Raw genomic sequence first — 15,736 nt, 5'->3', positions numbered from 1 at the left:
CAGCGCCCGCGGTGCTGTCACTCCGCGGCGTCCCGCCCACGGTGCTGTCACTCCGCGGCGTCACGCCCGCGGTGCTGTCACACCGATAAACGCGATCGGCGGCGAGAAACGGGGTGACATGGCGTTTCTCGTCGCGAATCGCGTTTATCGGGGAGGATGCGCAGCATCGGCGCCCTCGGGGCTGCGGGCGGCTCGGCCCGGCCGGCAGCGTCACGCGTCGCGGCGCGCACCCTCCGACGGCGTCACCGTGAACACGTTCGGGGCGCGGAATCCGGATGCCGCGAACGCGGCGTGCACGGCCTCGGTCGCCGCCGGCACCAGCTCCGTGGGGATGAGCGCGATCGCGGCGCCGCCGAAGCCGCCGCCGGTCATCCGGGCGCCGAGCGCTCCCGCGGCCAGGGCCGTCTCGACGGCGAGGTCGAGCTCGGGCACCGAGATCTCGAAGTCGTCGCGCATCGACGCGTGCGACGCGGTCAGCAGGTCGCCGATCGCGCGGGGCCCGTCGGTGTCGAGGGCGGCGACGGTGTCGAGGACGCGCTGGTTCTCGGTCACGATGTGCCGCACACGGCGGAAGGTCACGTCGTCGAGGATCTCCGCGGCGCGGGGCAGGTCGTCGACGGTGAGGTCGCGCAGCGCCGGCACGCCGAAGGCCGCGGCGCCCTTCTCGCACGAGGCGCGGCGCTCGCGGTACCCGCCCGAGGAGTGCGCGTGCTCGACGAGCGTGTCCACGACGAGGATCGCGAGGCCGGCCTCCGCGAAGCCCAGGGCGACCGGTCGTGTCTCGAGCGTGCGGCAGTCCAGGAAGGTCGCGGCATCGGCCTCGCCCAACATGGATGCCATCTGGTCCATGATCCCGGTGGGCGCCCCGACCGCGTCGTTCTCGGCGGTGCGACCGACGCGCGCGAGGGCGACCTTGTCGAGCCCGGCGCCCCACACGTCGTTGAGGGCGGAGGCCACGGCCCCCTCGATCGCGGCGGACGACGAGAGGCCCGCTCCCACCGGCACCTCCGACGCCAGGGCGATGTCGACCCCTCGAGGTGTGGCATCCGGGGCCGCCGCGCGCAGCGCCCACGCCACGCCCAGCGGGTATCCGGCCCAGTCGAGGCCGCCGGCGGCGATGCGGGCGTCGAGGTCGGCGAGCGATACCTCGACCGCGTCGTCGGAGAAGGTGGAACGCACGCGGATCACGTCGTCGTCGCGCAGCGTGACGGCGGCGGCGGTGCGCTGCGCGATCGCGAACGGCAGGACGAAGCCCTCGTTGTAGTCGGTGTGCTCGCCGATGAGGTTGGCGCGGCCGGGGGCGGACCACACCCCCGCGGCGGGCGCGTCGGTCAGGGTGGTGAGCAGGGCGCGGGCGTCGTCGACGGCGGTCATGCCGTCACCTCCGGAACGGTGTCGAGGGCGGCGCGCAGGCGTTCGGCCTGCGACTCGGGGGTGACGTCGCCGATCCAGGCGCCCATGGCGGCTTCGGACCCGGCGAGGTACTTGAGCTTGTCGGCCGCGCGGCGCGGCGACGTGATCTGCAGGTTGAGTCGCACGCTGTCGCGGGCCCGGGCGACGGGCGCCTGGTGCCACGCGGCGATGTACGGCGTGGGCGTGTCGTAGAGCGCGTCGATGCCGCGCAGCAACCGCAGGTAGAACGGGGCGAGCTCGTCGCGCTCGGCATCCGTCGTCTCGGCGAGGTCGGCGACGTGACGGTGCGGCAGCACGTGCACCTCGATCGGCCAGCGCGCCGCGAACGGCACGAACGCCGTCCAGTGCTCGCCGCGCAGCACCACGCGGGGGCCGGATGCCTCGAACTCGAGGATCCGCGCGAACAGGTCGGGCGAGGTGCGCGAGACGGTGTCGAGCAGGCGCTGCGTCCGCGGGGTGACGTACGGGTAGGCGTAGATCTGCCCGTGCGGGTGGGGGAGGGTGACGCCGATCTCCTGCCCGCGGTTCTCGAACGGGAACACCTGACGGATGCCGGGGAGGGCCGACAGTGCGGCCGTGCGGTCGGCCCACGCTTCGATGACGGTGCGGGCGCGGGTGCGCGACAGCGTGCCGAAGGATCCCTCGTGCTCGGGGCTGAAGCAGACGACCTCGCAGCGCCCGACGGAGGTGCGGGTGCGGCCGAGTCCGAGGTGTTCGAGGTCGTCGTCGCCGCGCGGCGGGTCGACGGCGGCGGGGGCGTCGCCGTGGGCGACGTCGAGCGCGGGACCGAAGGACGGCGACTTGTTCTCGAACACCGCGACGTCGTAGCGCGACGGGATCTCCGACGGGTTGGTCGGCGTCTGCGGGGCGAGCGGATCGAGGTGCGCGGGGGGCAGGAACGCCCGGTTCTGGCGATTGGATGCCACGGTGATCCAGTCGCCCGTGAGGACGTCCTGTCGCATGGTCGCGGTGGCGGGGCGGGGGTCGAGCTCGCGGGCGTCGATCGCGCGCTCGGGGCCGAGCGCCGTGCCGGCGTCGTCGAAGTAGATCAGTTCGCGGCCGTCGGCCAGGCGCGTGGGGCGCTTGACGACTCCGGCGCCGAGGGCCACTGCGGTGGGGCTGTCCGTGTTCACGATAACACGCTACAGATCAGCCGTGATATCGTCAACACCGAGGGGGTGGCATGCGCGTATCGATGGCCGATGTGGCCGCGGCGGCCGGGGTTTCGGCCCAGACGGTCTCGCGCGTCGCGAACGGGAGTCCCCGGGTCGATCCCACCACCCGCGCCCGCGTCGAGAAGGCGATGGGCGACCTCGGGTACCGCATGCACCGCGCCGCCCGCGCGCTCCGCACCGGACAGACCTCCACGATCGGGCTGGTCGTGTCGACGCTGGCAACCGTCGGCAACTCCCGCATGCTGCAGGCGATCTCCGAGGCGGCCGCCGCGCGCGACTACGCCCTCGCCGTGGTCACGGTGGGGGAGCGCGGCATCCGCGAGGCCTTCGCCCGCCTTCGCTCGCAGGGGGTCGACGGTGCCGTGGTGCTCAACGAGGCGACCGAGCTGGTGCGTGACGCCCCGCCGGCGGATCTTCACCTCGTCGTCGTCGACTCACCGCCCGACGAGCGCTTCTCGATCGTGCAGACCGACCACGCCGGTGGCGCCCGCGCGGCCGTCGAGCACCTGCTCGGGCTCGGCCACGACACGGTGCACCACGTCGCGGGTCCCGCGCGTTCCTTCGCCGCGGCTGAGCGCGAGCGGGCCTGGCGTGCCACGCTCGCCGACGCCGGTCGGCGCGTGCCCGAGCCCGTGCGCGGCGACTGGACATCGGCATCCGGTCACGCCGCCGTCTCGGCCTTGACCGATGCGACGGCGGTGTTCGTGGCGAACGACCAGATGGCGCTCGGCGCGCTGCGCGCGTTCGCCGACGCCGGTCGTCGCGTCCCCGAGGATGTGGCGGTCGTCGGATTCGACGACATCGTGGATGCCGCCGAGTACCGCCCGCCCCTCACGACCGTGCGCCAGGATTTCGACGTTCTCGGCGCGCGGACCGTCGAGGCCCTCGTCGCCGCGATCGAGGGCGGCACGCACGTCGCCGAGACGGTGCCGGCGCCCCTCGTCGTCCGCGACAGCGCGCGCTGAGTTCTCGCTGCCCCCGCCCCTGCCCCCGCCATTGCCGGGTTTGGGGCGCATTTCGCTGTTTGGGGCGTCGTATTCACGCCCCAAACGCAAGAACACGCCCCAAACCGGACAGGACGCCGACGCGGTCTACTCCTCGAGCTGCCCCAACGACGGCTGCGCGACGAACCGCGCGACCGGGGCCAGGGCCTGCTCCAGTTCGAGCGCGACGATCTCGTTCGCGCCCGCACGCAGGACCGGTGCGGGGACGTACAGCGTCTCCTGCGGAACGTTCCGCCAGTACCGGCCGAGGAAGAAGCCGTTGACGAAGGCGAAGCCCTTGCCCCACGCCGAGGTGTCCAGGAACAGGTCGGTGGCCGCGTCGATCTCGAACGTGCCGCGGAGCAGCGCGCGGCCGAGGGTGCCGGCGCCCGCACCGGCGGCGGCGGCGAGGTCGATAGGCGTCGCCGTCCAGCCGGTCAGCGGGGCGCCGTCGAGCGTCGCGTCGCCGATCAGGCCTTTCTCCTCACCGAGCCGGTGGCCGTAGTTCACGCGACCCTGATCTTCGACGAGCACCGTGAGGCGCGAGCCCGCGGGGATCGCGAGCGCGCGCTCGTGCAGCGTGCGGGAGAGGCGCCCGACGAACGTGCCGTCGACGTGCACCCACGCGAGGTCGCGGACCTCGCCGAACGCGAGCACGGCGGGAGCGTTCGCGGGCAGGTCGACGTCGTACCGGAGGAGGGGCCCGAGGTGTCCGAGCTCCTCGAACGTCGCGGGGTCGTCCGAGACGGAACCGGTGGATGCCGGCATCCACTCGCCCTCGCCCGAGAGCGGCACCTCGAACACCGGCGCATCCGGCCGCGGCGCGGGCTCGAGGTCGGGCACGGGGGCGTACTTCGCGATCACCTCGCGGAAGGCGTGGAACTTCGCGGTCGGGTGCCCCGCCTCGTCGATGGGGGCGTCGTAGTCGTACGAGGTGACGATGGGGTCGAAGCGGCCCTTGTCGTTCGCGCCGTTCGTCGTGCCGAAGTTCGTGCCGCCGTGGACCATGTAGATGTTCACGGACGCGCCCGCCGCGAGCAGCACGTCGAGGTCGTGGGCGGAGGCGGCGGGGTCGGTCGTGTGGTGGATGCTGCCCCACCAGTCGAACCAGCCGTCCCAGAACTCCGAGCACATGAGCGGACCGGTGGGCTGGTGCTCGCGCAGGGTCGCGAGGCGTTCTTCCGAGCGGGAGCCGAACGAGCCGGTGAGGTGGAGGCCGGGCAGGCTGCCGTTCTCGAGCATCCACGGCATCGGCTGATCCACGGTCGTCAGCGGCACGGTGATGCCGGCGTCGCGGGTGATCCGCACGAGTTCGCGCAGGTAGTCCTTGTCGGATCCGTAGGCGCCGTACTCGTTCTCGATCTGCACGAGCACGACGTTGCCGCCGCGGTCGATCTGCCGCGGGACGACGATCTCGTACACGCGCTCGAGGTACTCCGTGACGGCGGCGAGGTACTGCGGCTCCGACCGGCGCAGGCCGATGCCCGGAGTGGACGTCAGCCAGACGGGGAGCCCGCCGTTGTGCCACTCGGCGCAGATGTAGGGTCCCGGACGCACGATCGCGTGCAGCCCCTCGGCGGCCACGAGGTCGAGGAAGCGGCCGAGGTCGTTCCAGCCCGTGGCATCCCATTCGCCCCGCACCGGCTCGTGCGCGTTCCACGCGACGTAGGTCTCGATGGTGTTGAGGCCCATCGCCTTGGCCGTGCGGATGCGGTCGGCCCAGTGCTCGGGGTGGATGCGGAAGTAGTGCAGAGTCCCGGAGATGACCTGGAACGGTTCGCCGTCCAGGAGGAAATCGGTCTCGCCGATGGTGAAGGTGGTCACGTTCTCTCTCGGGTCAGGAGGCCAGCTGGACGCGCACGCGGGCCCACGCGAGCGGGGGGAGGGTGAAGCGCAGGATGCCGTCCACCACGTCGACGGCCAGGTCCGACGGAGCCACCGGTTCGGCGTCGGCGGAATTCGTGGTGTCGCGGTCGCCGCCCTCGGGGATGGTGATGACGACGGCCTCGGCGGATGCCACGGCCCCGAGGTCGAGCTCGACCTCGGTCGCGGTGTCGAGCGAGCGATGGGCCAGGAAGACGTGGGCGGTGTCGCCGTCGACGGTGGCGATCGCGTCCACCGCGTCGACCTCGCCGTGGCGGGCGGTGGGGATGCGTTCGCCGTCGACCGCGACGGGGACGACCCGCCCGGTCGCGGCCTCGGCCGTGAGGCGGAAGGGGTGGAACGTCGTCTGCCGCCACGCGGGCCCGCCATCGGGCTCGGTGCGGATGGGGGCGATGACGTTGACGAGCTGCGCGAGGTTCGCCATGGAGACGCGGTCCGCGCGGCGCAGCAGCGTGATGAGGAGCGATCCGACGACGACGGCGTCGGTGACGGTGTAGTCGTCCTCGATGAGGCGCGGCGCGATCGGCCAGTCGCCCGTGAAGACGCGGGGCTTGTCGACCTCGTTCCAGCGCGTCTGGTTCCAGACGTTCCATTCGTCGACGCTGATGCCGACCGGGGCGCCGTGGGGGGTGCGGGCGTCGACCTCGTCGATGATGTCGACGACCTCGCCGATGTAGCGGTCGAGAGCCGCGCCGCTGGCGAGGAAGCTCTGCGGGTCGGTGGGGTCTTCCTCGTAGTACGCGTGCACCGAGATGTGATCGACGAGGCCCGCGGTGTGCCGCAGCACGGTGCGCTCCCAGTCGCCGAACGTGGGCATCTCGTGGTTGGAGCTGCCCGCGGCCACGAGCTCGACGGTGGGGTCGATGAACCGCATCATGCGTGCGGTCTCGGCGGCGAGGCGCCCGTACTCGTCGGCGGTCTTGTGCCCGATCTGCCACGGGCCGTCCATCTCGTTGCCGAGGCACCACAGGCGGATGCCGAAGGGCTCGTCGCGTCCGTTCGCGCGGCGGCGATCGCTCAGCGCGGTGCCGGCGGGGTGGTTGGCGTACTCGAGCAGGTCGGCGGCCTCCGCGACGCCGCGCGTGCCGAGGTTCACGGCCTCCATGACCTCGAGCCCCGCGGCATCCGCCCACTCGGCGAACTCGTGCAGACCCACCTGGTTGGTCTCGGTGCTGTGCCACGCGGCATCCAGTCGCACCGGACGGTCGGCGCGCGGTCCCACGCCGTCCTCCCAGCGGTAGCCCGAGACGAAGTTGCCGCCGGGATAGCGCACGACCGTCGCACCGAGCTCGCGCACCAGGGCGAGCACGTCGGCGCGGAAGCCGGACCCGTCGGCGCTGGCGTGTCCGGGCGAATGGATGCCGTCGTACACGCAGCGGCCCATGTGCTCGACGAACGTGCCGAAGAGGCGACGCGGAACCTCGGCTCCGGGGCGGCGGGGGTCCAGCGTGATGCGGGTGGGGGAGGTCATGCGGCTCTCCTGGAGCGGGAAGGGAAGGGGCGGGTCGCTCGCTCGTGCGCGCGACCCGCCCCCGATCATCGGCTTACTTGTTGACGCTGAAGCCCTGGTCGTTGCCGTACTGGACCAGCTGGTCCTGCCACGTCGACAGACCCTCGTTCAGGTCGCCCTGGGTGGCGTAGGCCTGGCCCACGGTGTCGCCGAAGATGCTGTTGGCGTACACCTGGAAGGGCAGGTAGCTCCAGCCCTTCACGACGTCGCTCGACGCCTGCGTGAGGACCTGGTTGATCTGCTGGCCGCCGAAGTAGTCCGACTTCTTGTCGACGAAGGCGGGGTCGCTCAGCTGCGCCGTGGTCGAGGGGAAGCCGCCCGACTCCGCGAAGATCGTGAGGCTCTCGTCGTCGTTGTTCAGCCACTTGAGGAAGCCCGCGGCCAGAGCCGGGTTCTTGCTCTGCTTGGTCACGGCCTGTCCGCCGCCGCCGTTCTCGGCCGTCGCGGCCTTGCCGTCGTACGTCGGGATCGGGGCGACGGCCCACTTGCCCGCGCCGTCCTCCACGGACGACTCGAGGACACCCGGCATCCAGGCGCCGATGACGAGCGAGGCGATCGAGCCGTCACCGAGGCCCTTGAACCACTCGTCGCTCCAGCTCGGGGTGTCCGAGAGCAGGCCGCCGTCGATGAGGCGGTTCCAGTTGTCGGCGAACTTCTTCGAGCCGGCATCCTGCAGGTCGATCGTGACGTTCGTGCCGTCGGCCTTGAACGGGGTGCCGCCGGCCTGCCAGATCATGCTGGTGGTGAAGCCGGAGTCGCCGGTGTCGGCGGTGATGTACTTCGTCGGGTCGGCGGCGTGCAGCTTCTGCGCGGCCGCGTAGTACTCGTCCCACGTCGTCGGGACGGCGATGCCGTACTCGTCGAAGACGGACTTGTTGTAGAACAGCGCCATGGGGCCCGAGTCCTGCGGCAGGCCGTAGATCTTGCCGTCGAAGTCGACCGCACCCCACGGGCCGGTCGCGTAGGCGCTTTCGAGGTCGCCGAAGCCGTACGGCGCGAGGTCGAGCAGCGAGTCCGACAGGGCGAACTGCGGGAAGGCGTAGTACTCGATCTGCACGACGTCGGGGGCGCCCGAGCCGGCCTTGATCGCGTTCTGGAGCTTGGTGTACTCCTCGGTGTTGGTGCCCGCGTTGACGAGGTTGACCTTCACGTTCGGGTACTTCTTCTGGAAGGCCGCGACCTGCGCCTCGGCCGAGGGCGTCCACGACCAGTACGTGATCTCGCCACCCTCCTGGAGCGCCTTCTCGATGTCGTCGGCACTGCCGCCGTTGCTGCCGCCGCCCGTGCTGCCGCCGGAGCAGGCGGTCAGCGCGCCCACCGTGAGCGCGGTGGCCGCCAGAGCGAAGACGGTCCGCCGCACGGCGGTGCCCTTGCGCATGAATGTCATCGGGATTCCTTCACTTCGTTGTTGTGGATTGTGTTGCGGGATTCCGGGGCAGGACGCTCCGGGTTCGGGAGGGAGTCGAGGATCACTGCTTGACGCTTCCGGCACTCAGACCGGACTGCCAGAAGCGCTGCAGGACGAGGAACGCGGCGACGATCGGGATGATCGAGAGGAGCGCGCCGGTGATCACGAGGTTGTAGATCGGCTGGGCGCCGACGCCGGTCGCCTGCGCGTTCCACTGGTTCAGGCCGACGGTCAGGGGGTACCAGGCCGGGTCGCTGAGCATGATGAGCGGGAGGAAGTAGTTGTTCCAGGTCGCGACGACCGCGAACAGCAGCACCGTCACGATGCCCGGTGTGAGGAGCCGGATCGAGATGGTGAAGAACGTGCGGAACTCGCCCGCCCCGTCCATCCGGGCGGCCTCCAGCAGCTCGGTGGGGATGGCATCCGTCGCGTACACCCAGATGAGGTACAGGCCGAACGGGCTGATGAGCGACGGGATGATGATCGCCCAGGGGGTGTTCGTGAGACCGAGCTGGCTGAAGAGCAGGAAGGTCGGCACGGCGAGGGCCGTTCCCGGCACCGCGATGGCGCCGAGCACGACGGCGAACACGGCCTTGCGCCCGCGGAAGTTGTACTTGGCCAGGCCGTACCCGGCCAGCGTCGCCAGCAGGGTCGCCCCTCCGGCGCCGACGACGACGTACAGCAGGGTGTTGCCGAGCCAGCGCAGGAAGATCCCATCGCGGTAGGTCAGCGTCTGGACGATGTTGTCGCCCAGGGCGAAGCTGTCGCCGAACCACAGACCGAACGTCGAGAACAGGTCGGGCTGGGTCTTGGTCGCGTTGATGACGAGCCAGAACAGCGGCACCAGCGTGTACAGGAGGTACAGCGCCATGACGATGCTGAGGACGATCGACTTCTTGCTCTGCGTCGGCGAGGTGCGGGCGAAGCCGCGGCGCGAGCGCGAGCGGGAGGTGGTCACGGCCACGGTGTCGGTGCGGGGTGCGGTCGCGGTGGTCATCGCGCCTCCTGACGTGAGCCGCGCAGCTGCACGACGTAGGCGATGACGGCGGTGATGACGCCCATGATGATGGCGACCGTGGCCGCGTAGTTGTACTGCTGGCCCGCGAACGAGAGGTTGTAGGCGTACATGTTCGGCGTGAAGAACGTCGTGATGGTGTTCGGCGCCAGGGGCTTGAGGATGTTGGGCTCGTTGAAGAGCTGGAAGCTGCCGATGATCGAGAAGATCGTCGCGATGACGACCGCGCCGCGCACCGCGGGGATCTTGATCGAGAAGATCGTGCGCCACGCCCCGGCGCCGTCGATGGATGCCGCTTCGTACAGTTCGCCGGGGATCGTCTTCAGCGAGGAGTAGAAGATCAGCATGTTGTAGCCGACGAACTGCCACGTGACGATGTTGCCGATCGAGACCAGCATCCACTCGGGCACGAACGGCTGCACGAAGGTGCCGCCGAGCAGGTCGTTGAGGTTGCGGGTGAGGCCGAACTGATCGCCGTAGATGTACCCCCACATGAGCACCGCCACGACGGCCGGAACGGCGTAGGGGAGGAAGATCACGATGCGGTAGAAGCCGGCGGCGTGCAGGCGCGCGCTGTCGATCGCGAGGGCGGCCGCGAGCGCCAGGAGGAGCATGACGGGCACCTGCACGACGAGGAAGAGCGAGACGCGGCCGAGGCCGTCCCAGAACTTCCCGTCGCCGAAGACGGCGATGTAGTTGGCGAAGCCGACGAACGCGTTGCCGCCGACCAGCTGGTCGCGGAAGACGCTGAGGTAGAGCGAGTACGCGAGGGGCGCGAGGAAGACCAGCGCGAACACGACGGCGAACGGGGCGACGAACAGCCAGCCGCGGTCGTCGATACGGGCGCGTCGCTTACGGCGCGGGGGGCGCAGAGCGGGCGGGGGTGCCGCGGTGGTCGTCATCGTCCGGATGCCTCTTCATTGGTGCGCAACGCGGGCGGGTCGCCGCGATGTTGACGTAAACATAGCTCCCACCCCGTTAGCATGTCAACGTCAACACCCGAGGAGGCAGACGTGAGCGAGACGACGACGGTGTCGGCCGCGGCGGGGGGCCGCGCACGGCGCCGCGAGGTGTCGATGGCCGATGTCGCTGCGGCGGCGGGGGTCTCGGGGCAGACGGTGTCGCGCGTGGCGAACGACCGCTCCAACGTCGATCCTGACACGCGCCGCCGCGTTCTCGACGCGATGGCCTCCCTCGGCTACCGACCGAACAGCGCCGCACGGGCCCTCCGCTCCGGACGCTTCCGCAGCATCGGCGTGATCATGTTCTCGCTGAGTTCCTACGGCAACACCCGCACGCTCGATGCGCTCGCGTCGGTGGCCGCGGCATCCGGGTACTCCATCACCCTCATCACGGTGCAGTCCGCCTCGCAGTCCGACGTGTCGGGTGCCTTCCTCCGGCTCCACGAGCACGCCGTCGACGGGATCGTGATCCTCATCGAGACGCACCGCCTCGGCGAGAACGAACTGTCCATCCCCTCGGGGCTGCCGGTCGTCGTCGTCGACTCCAGCGCCGACTACCCCTACGCCGTCGTCGACAACGACCAGGCGCAGGGGGCGCGCCTGGCCACCGAGCACCTGCTCGACCTCGGCCACGAGACCGTCTGGCACGTGTCGGGTCCGCCCGAGTCCTTCGCCGCCGAGCGCCGCCGCGACGCGTGGCGCGCCGCCCTCGAGGAACGCGGATGCCGCGTGCCGCCGCTGCAGATCGGCGACTGGACCGCCGAGTCGGGGCACCGCATCGGTGCGACGCTCGCGGAAGATCCGAGCGTGACGGCCGTCTTCGCGGCCAACGACCAGATGGCGCTCGGGGTCATCCGGGCGCTGCACGAGGCCGGACGCGCGGTCCCCGGTGACGTCAGCGTCGTCGGGTACGACGACATGCCCGAGTCGGCGAACTTCTGGCCCCCGTTGACGACCGTGCGACAGCGCTTCGAGCGTGTCGGCGAAGAGGCGATGAGCGCTCTGATCGCCGACATCGAGGGCGCCGGCGGAGAGCACGCGCGCACGCTGGTCCCCACCTCCCTCGTGGTGCGCGAGAGCTCCGGCCCGCGCGCCTGAGCCCCGCTGGCGGGTGGTTGGCTCGCGGCTCGCTGCGCCGAGTGCCGCTGTGCGCCCGCGGCTCGCTGCGCCGAGTGGAGCTGTGCCCGCGCGGCTCGCCGCGCCGACTGGAGATGTGCGCCCGCGGCTCGCCGTGCCGAGCGGAGGGGAATCGCCGGGCGGAGGACCGAAGCCGTGGCATCCGTCCTCCCTCTGCCCAATCTCCTCCGCTCGAGAGCGGGCTGAGGGCTGAGGGCGGCCCGTGCCGGACGTTGTGCCGCGGTCCCCTCCTCCGCTAGGTTCGATGTTGACGTCAACATGTTGACGTCAACATCTCCACCCACGAGACCGCACCGACGCGGTCGGATCGGAATGACGATGAAGTCAGCTCGACTGTTGTCGATGACCTGTGCTGTCGCCCTGGCCGCCGGCGGGATCGCGGCGACGACCGCCACCGCCGCAGCGCCCGCCGCTGCCGCGCCCACCGCCACGGTGCGCATCACCCCCAACCCCGCCTCGGCGGCGGAGCCCTTCGAGGGATGGGGCACGAGCCTGGTGTGGTTCGCCAACGCCACCGGCAACTACCCCGCGGATGTGCGTCAGAAGCTCTTCGACGCCGTGTTCGGCGAGGACGGCCTCAACCTCAACATCGCCCGGTACAACATCGGCGGCGGCAACGCCTCCGACGTGCCGGCGTACCTGCGGCCCGGCGGTGCGGTCCCCGGGTTCTGGAACCCCGACCTCGGCGCGACCGACTCCCAGGGGGCGATCACGTCGAACTACGCCGACCGCAACCGGTACAAGGCCGCGTGGAACCCCGACGACCCGAACGCGTACGACTTCGACGCCGACTCCGCCCAGCGGTGGTGGATCGACGCGCTCAAGGGAAAGGTCACCCACTGGGAGGCGTTCAGCAACTCCCCGCCCTACTTCCTCACCCAGAGCGGCTACGTCTCGGGCGGCATCAACAACGCCACGAGCGAGCAGCTCGCTCCCGCCGACATGGACAAGTTCGCCGGCTACCTCGTGAACGTCGTCGACGAGCTCGAGAAGGCGCACGGCATCACCTTCGACACGATCGACCCGTTCAACGAGCCGAACACGAACTACTGGCAGACGCAGATCCCCAACGGCGCCCAGTGGCCCACCGGCGGGCGCCAGGAGGGTGCGCACATCGGCCCGCAGGCGCAGGATGCCATGGTCAAGGCGCTCGCGGCCCGCCTCGCGCAGCCGAGCACCACCACCGACGCCGTCATCTCGGCGATGGACGAAACGAACCCCGGGATCTTCGCCACGAACTGGAACACCTGGTCGGCGGAGTCGAAGAGCCTCGTCGACCAGCTCAACGTCCACACGTACGGCACCGGCGGACGCCAGGTCGTGCGCGACATCGCCAAAGCAGCCGACAAGCCCCTGTGGATGAGCGAGGTCGAGGGCAACTGGACCGCCGGTGGCTTCACGACCAACGACATCAACAACGGCATCGGAATGGCCGAGCACATCGTCGGCGACCTCCGCGAGCTCGAGCCGACCGCCTGGGTGTTCTGGCAGCCCGTCGAAGACCTGTACAACATGCAGAAGGTCGAGAACCTCAACTGGGGCAGCGTCTACATCGACTTCGACTGCAACGCCGAGGGCAAGTCGCTCCGTCGCATCGCCGACGGTGAATCCGACCCCTCGTGCAAGGTGCTGACCAACGAGAAGTACAACACCGTCCGGAACTTCACGCACTACATCCACCCGGGTGACCGCCTGATGTCGACCGACAACGCCCAGTCCACGGCGGCCATCGACGCCGACGGTCAGGGTGCGACGATCGTGCACGTCAACTCCGACACGTCCGAGAAGACCGTGCAGATCGACCTGAGCGACTTCGGCACGATCGCCCCCGGTGCCACGGTCACCCCGATCGTGACCACCCAGTCGACGGTCGATCAGCCGACGGTCAACGCGCTGCAGGAGGGCGCGAAGGTCGCCGTGGACGCGGCATCCAAGACCGCCACGGTGACCGTCCCGGCGAAGTCGGTCACGACGTTCGTCATCGACGGCGTCTCGGGCGTCTCGCAGGATGCCGCCGCGTTCCGCGACGGTGAGAAGGTGCAGCTCTCCGGGGTGCAGAGCGGTCTCACCCTCGACGCCTCGTCAGGCCTCGCGATCCGCCCCAGCGCGACGACGGCCGACGCCGCCCGCGCGCAGACCTGGACCGTGCGCACCATCGACGGCGAGGGCACCAACCGCCACCGCTTCACGCTCCAGAACGGATCGGGCCAATTCCTGGCATCCGACAACGGGGGTACCGCTCTCGTCGACGCCGATCCCGCCACGGCCGCGAGCAACCCTGCGACGCAGTGGATGGCGTCGACCACGGACGGTGAGTACTACTCGCTGCTGAACGTGGCCGCCGAGCGCGTCCTCGACGTGAATCAGGCCAGCACGACCCCCGGCGCGACCGTGGGGCTGTGGACGTCCAACGGCGGTGGCAACCAGCAGTGGCGCATCGCGACGACGAGCATCCTGGGCACGGAGCCCGTGTCGGTGGCCACCGCGGTCGACGTCACCCCGCAGCTGCCGGCCAAGGCCGTGATCCGCTATGCAGGCAAAACGCTGCGCGCCGCTGACGTCACTTGGCAGCTCGACGGCGTCGACTGGTCGCGTCCCGGCACGGTGCAGGTGCGCGGCACGGGTACCGATCTCTTCGGCACGGAGTTCGAGGCCACGGCGACGGTCGAAGTCGGTGCGTTCACCGCGACGCGGCCGGCGTCGGTGACGGTTCCGGCGGGCAGCGCCCTGGATGTCGTGAAGGACCTCGCCGACCGCGACGTCCAGGCCGAGCTGACGCCCTCGGGCGGCGGCTACTGGGTGCCGGTGGAGTGGACGTGGAGCGACCTGACGGACGCCGCGTTCGCCGCGCCGGGAACCGTCTCGGTCCCCGGTGTCGCGACGGGCCCCGCCGGCGAGCGTCTCGACGCGAAGCTGACGGTCATCGTCACAGCGGCGGCGGAGAACAACGTCGCCCCGCAGAGCGCGCCCTCGGCGACCTACACCGAGTCGGGCTACCCCGTCGTCAACACCATCAACGGCATCACCACCGACAAGGGGTGGTCGAACTGGCGGGGCGGCACCAAGAACGACCAGGACACCCTCAGCTACGTGCTGGCAAAGCGCGAGACGCTGACGCACGTCGCGGTGCAGTTCTACAAGGACGGCGGCAGCCTGAGCTGGCCGGCGACGATGCGCGTCGATCACCGGGTGAGCGGCGGCGAATGGGTGCAGGGCGACCTCATCACCGTGCCGACGCCGTCCAGCGGCGCGCCCCTGGTCGACGTGCCGGTGACGGGTACGGCCGACGAGGTGAGGGTCGTGTTGAACGCCCGCTCGCAGACGCACATGATCGTCTCGGAAGTGCTGATCTACGCGGCTTCCGCGTCACCCGCGGGCATCGCCGATCTCGCGCGGCTGACCGTGGGTGACGCGCCCGTCGTCGGTTTCGACCCGCAGACGTTCGAGTACACCGTCGCGTCGACGGGGTCCGCGTGGCCGGAACTGCACGCGGTCGCGGTCGACGAGGATGCCACGGTCCAGATCACGCAGCCGGGTGCAGGGTCCGAGGCGGCCCGCGCTGCCGGAGACACCGGGTCGGTGCGGGTCACCGCCCCCGACGGCACCGAGCAGACCTACACCGTGACGATCGAGCGCACGGTGGGGGTCGACACGCCGACCCTCGCGGGTGAGCCGCGCGTCGGTTCGACGGTGCGGGCGACGGCGACGACCGATCCCGCCGACGCCGCGCAGACGTTCGTGTGGCTGCGCGACGGTTCACCGATCCCGGATGCCACGGCCGACGCCTACGCGCTGACCGCCGCCGACGAGGGTCGGGAGATCTCCGTCGAGGTCACCGCGTCCGCGGAGGGCTTCACCGCGGGATCGGCACGCTCCGCGGCCATCGTCCCCGCAGCCGCCCCGGTCGACCCGGGCACCGGCGGTGGCGACGGATCGGGGAGCGGGAACGGCTCCGGCACCGGCGGAAGCGGTTCGGGCACCGGACACACCGGTTCGGGATCGTCGACCGGTTCGGGCTCGAGCGGTTCGTCGACGAGCTCGTCCACGAGCTCCTCGGCGCGCGACCTCGCGACGACGGGTCTGCAGTCGGAAGGCATCGCCGTCCTCGGGGCCGGTGCCGGTCTGCTGCTCCTCCTCGGCGGCCTGGTTCTCTGGCGCCGGCGCCGCGGGGCGGGCTCGACCGAGGGCTGACCCTTCGAGATCACGCGGCCGCGTCGATCGCCTTCGGGCGTCGGCGCGGCCGCGTCGT

General features: G+C 70.8%; 10 protein-coding genes. 3 read left to right on the top strand and 7 right to left on the bottom strand.

What is annotated here, in order from left to right:
- Positions 1-210: 210 nt before the first annotated feature.
- Positions 211-1,374 carry a galactokinase gene (gene galK, locus CSIV_RS01765; RefSeq protein WP_077049706.1) on the bottom strand — a complete coding sequence of 388 codons (1,164 nt, stop codon included), beginning with the start codon at positions 1,372-1,374 and terminating at the stop codon, positions 211-213.
- Complete coding sequence (gene galT / locus CSIV_RS01760; RefSeq protein WP_077049705.1) at positions 1,371-2,546, bottom strand: galactose-1-phosphate uridylyltransferase; 1,176 nt, start codon at positions 2,544-2,546, stop codon at positions 1,371-1,373. Before galT ends, galK begins: the two co-directional genes overlap by 4 nt.
- A gap of 50 nt (positions 2,547-2,596) precedes the next feature.
- Between galT and CSIV_RS01755 the strand changes: the two genes are divergently transcribed.
- The gene (locus CSIV_RS01755) at positions 2,597-3,553 is read left to right on the top strand and encodes a LacI family DNA-binding transcriptional regulator (protein WP_139340573.1); all 957 of its coding nucleotides are present in this window, start codon (positions 2,597-2,599) and stop codon (positions 3,551-3,553) included.
- A 126-nt stretch (positions 3,554-3,679) separates the two neighbouring features.
- Here CSIV_RS01755 and CSIV_RS01750 read toward each other — a convergent pair whose 3' ends face one another.
- The 5 genes from CSIV_RS01750 to CSIV_RS01730 all read right to left on the bottom strand — a co-directional run bounded on the left by CSIV_RS01750 (position 3,680) and on the right by CSIV_RS01730 (position 10,290).
- Positions 3,680-5,395 (bottom strand): glycoside hydrolase family 35 protein, encoded by a 1,716-nt coding sequence (locus CSIV_RS01750; protein ID WP_077049703.1) that lies wholly within the window; start codon positions 5,393-5,395, stop codon positions 3,680-3,682.
- Positions 5,396-5,408: 13 nt separating this feature from the next.
- A complete protein-coding gene (locus CSIV_RS01745) occupies positions 5,409-6,926 on the bottom strand; it encodes an alpha-N-arabinofuranosidase (protein ID WP_077049702.1) in 1,518 nt (505 codons plus the stop codon).
- A gap of 73 nt (positions 6,927-6,999) precedes the next feature.
- A complete protein-coding gene (locus CSIV_RS01740) occupies positions 7,000-8,352 on the bottom strand; it encodes an ABC transporter substrate-binding protein (RefSeq protein ID WP_139340572.1) in 1,353 nt (450 codons plus the stop codon).
- 82 nt (positions 8,353-8,434) lie between these two features.
- The gene (locus tag CSIV_RS01735) at positions 8,435-9,370 is read right to left on the bottom strand and encodes a carbohydrate ABC transporter permease (RefSeq protein ID WP_202400988.1); all 936 of its coding nucleotides are present in this window, start codon (positions 9,368-9,370) and stop codon (positions 8,435-8,437) included.
- A complete protein-coding gene (locus tag CSIV_RS01730; protein ID WP_077049701.1) occupies positions 9,367-10,290 on the bottom strand; it encodes a carbohydrate ABC transporter permease in 924 nt (307 codons plus the stop codon). The genes CSIV_RS01735 and CSIV_RS01730 overlap by 4 nt, the downstream gene beginning before the upstream one ends.
- Before the next feature lie 174 nt (positions 10,291-10,464).
- Here CSIV_RS01730 and CSIV_RS01725 point away from each other — a divergent pair, with 174 nt between their 5' ends.
- Both CSIV_RS01725 and CSIV_RS01720 read left to right on the top strand, forming a co-directional pair.
- A complete protein-coding gene (locus tag CSIV_RS01725) occupies positions 10,465-11,448 on the top strand; it encodes a LacI family DNA-binding transcriptional regulator (RefSeq protein ID WP_139340583.1) in 984 nt (327 codons plus the stop codon).
- 381 nt (positions 11,449-11,829) lie between these two features.
- A complete protein-coding gene (locus CSIV_RS01720) occupies positions 11,830-15,678 on the top strand; it encodes an RICIN domain-containing protein (protein ID WP_237488766.1) in 3,849 nt (1,282 codons plus the stop codon).
- Positions 15,679-15,736: the final 58 nt, after the last annotated feature.

Source organism: Microbacterium sp. CSI-V, assembly GCF_001984105.1.
In the GTDB taxonomy this organism is placed as follows: domain Bacteria; phylum Actinomycetota; class Actinomycetes; order Actinomycetales; family Microbacteriaceae; genus Microbacterium.
Note: the sequence above shows the minus strand (reverse complement) of the source record. Positions and strands in the feature narration are given on the sequence as shown.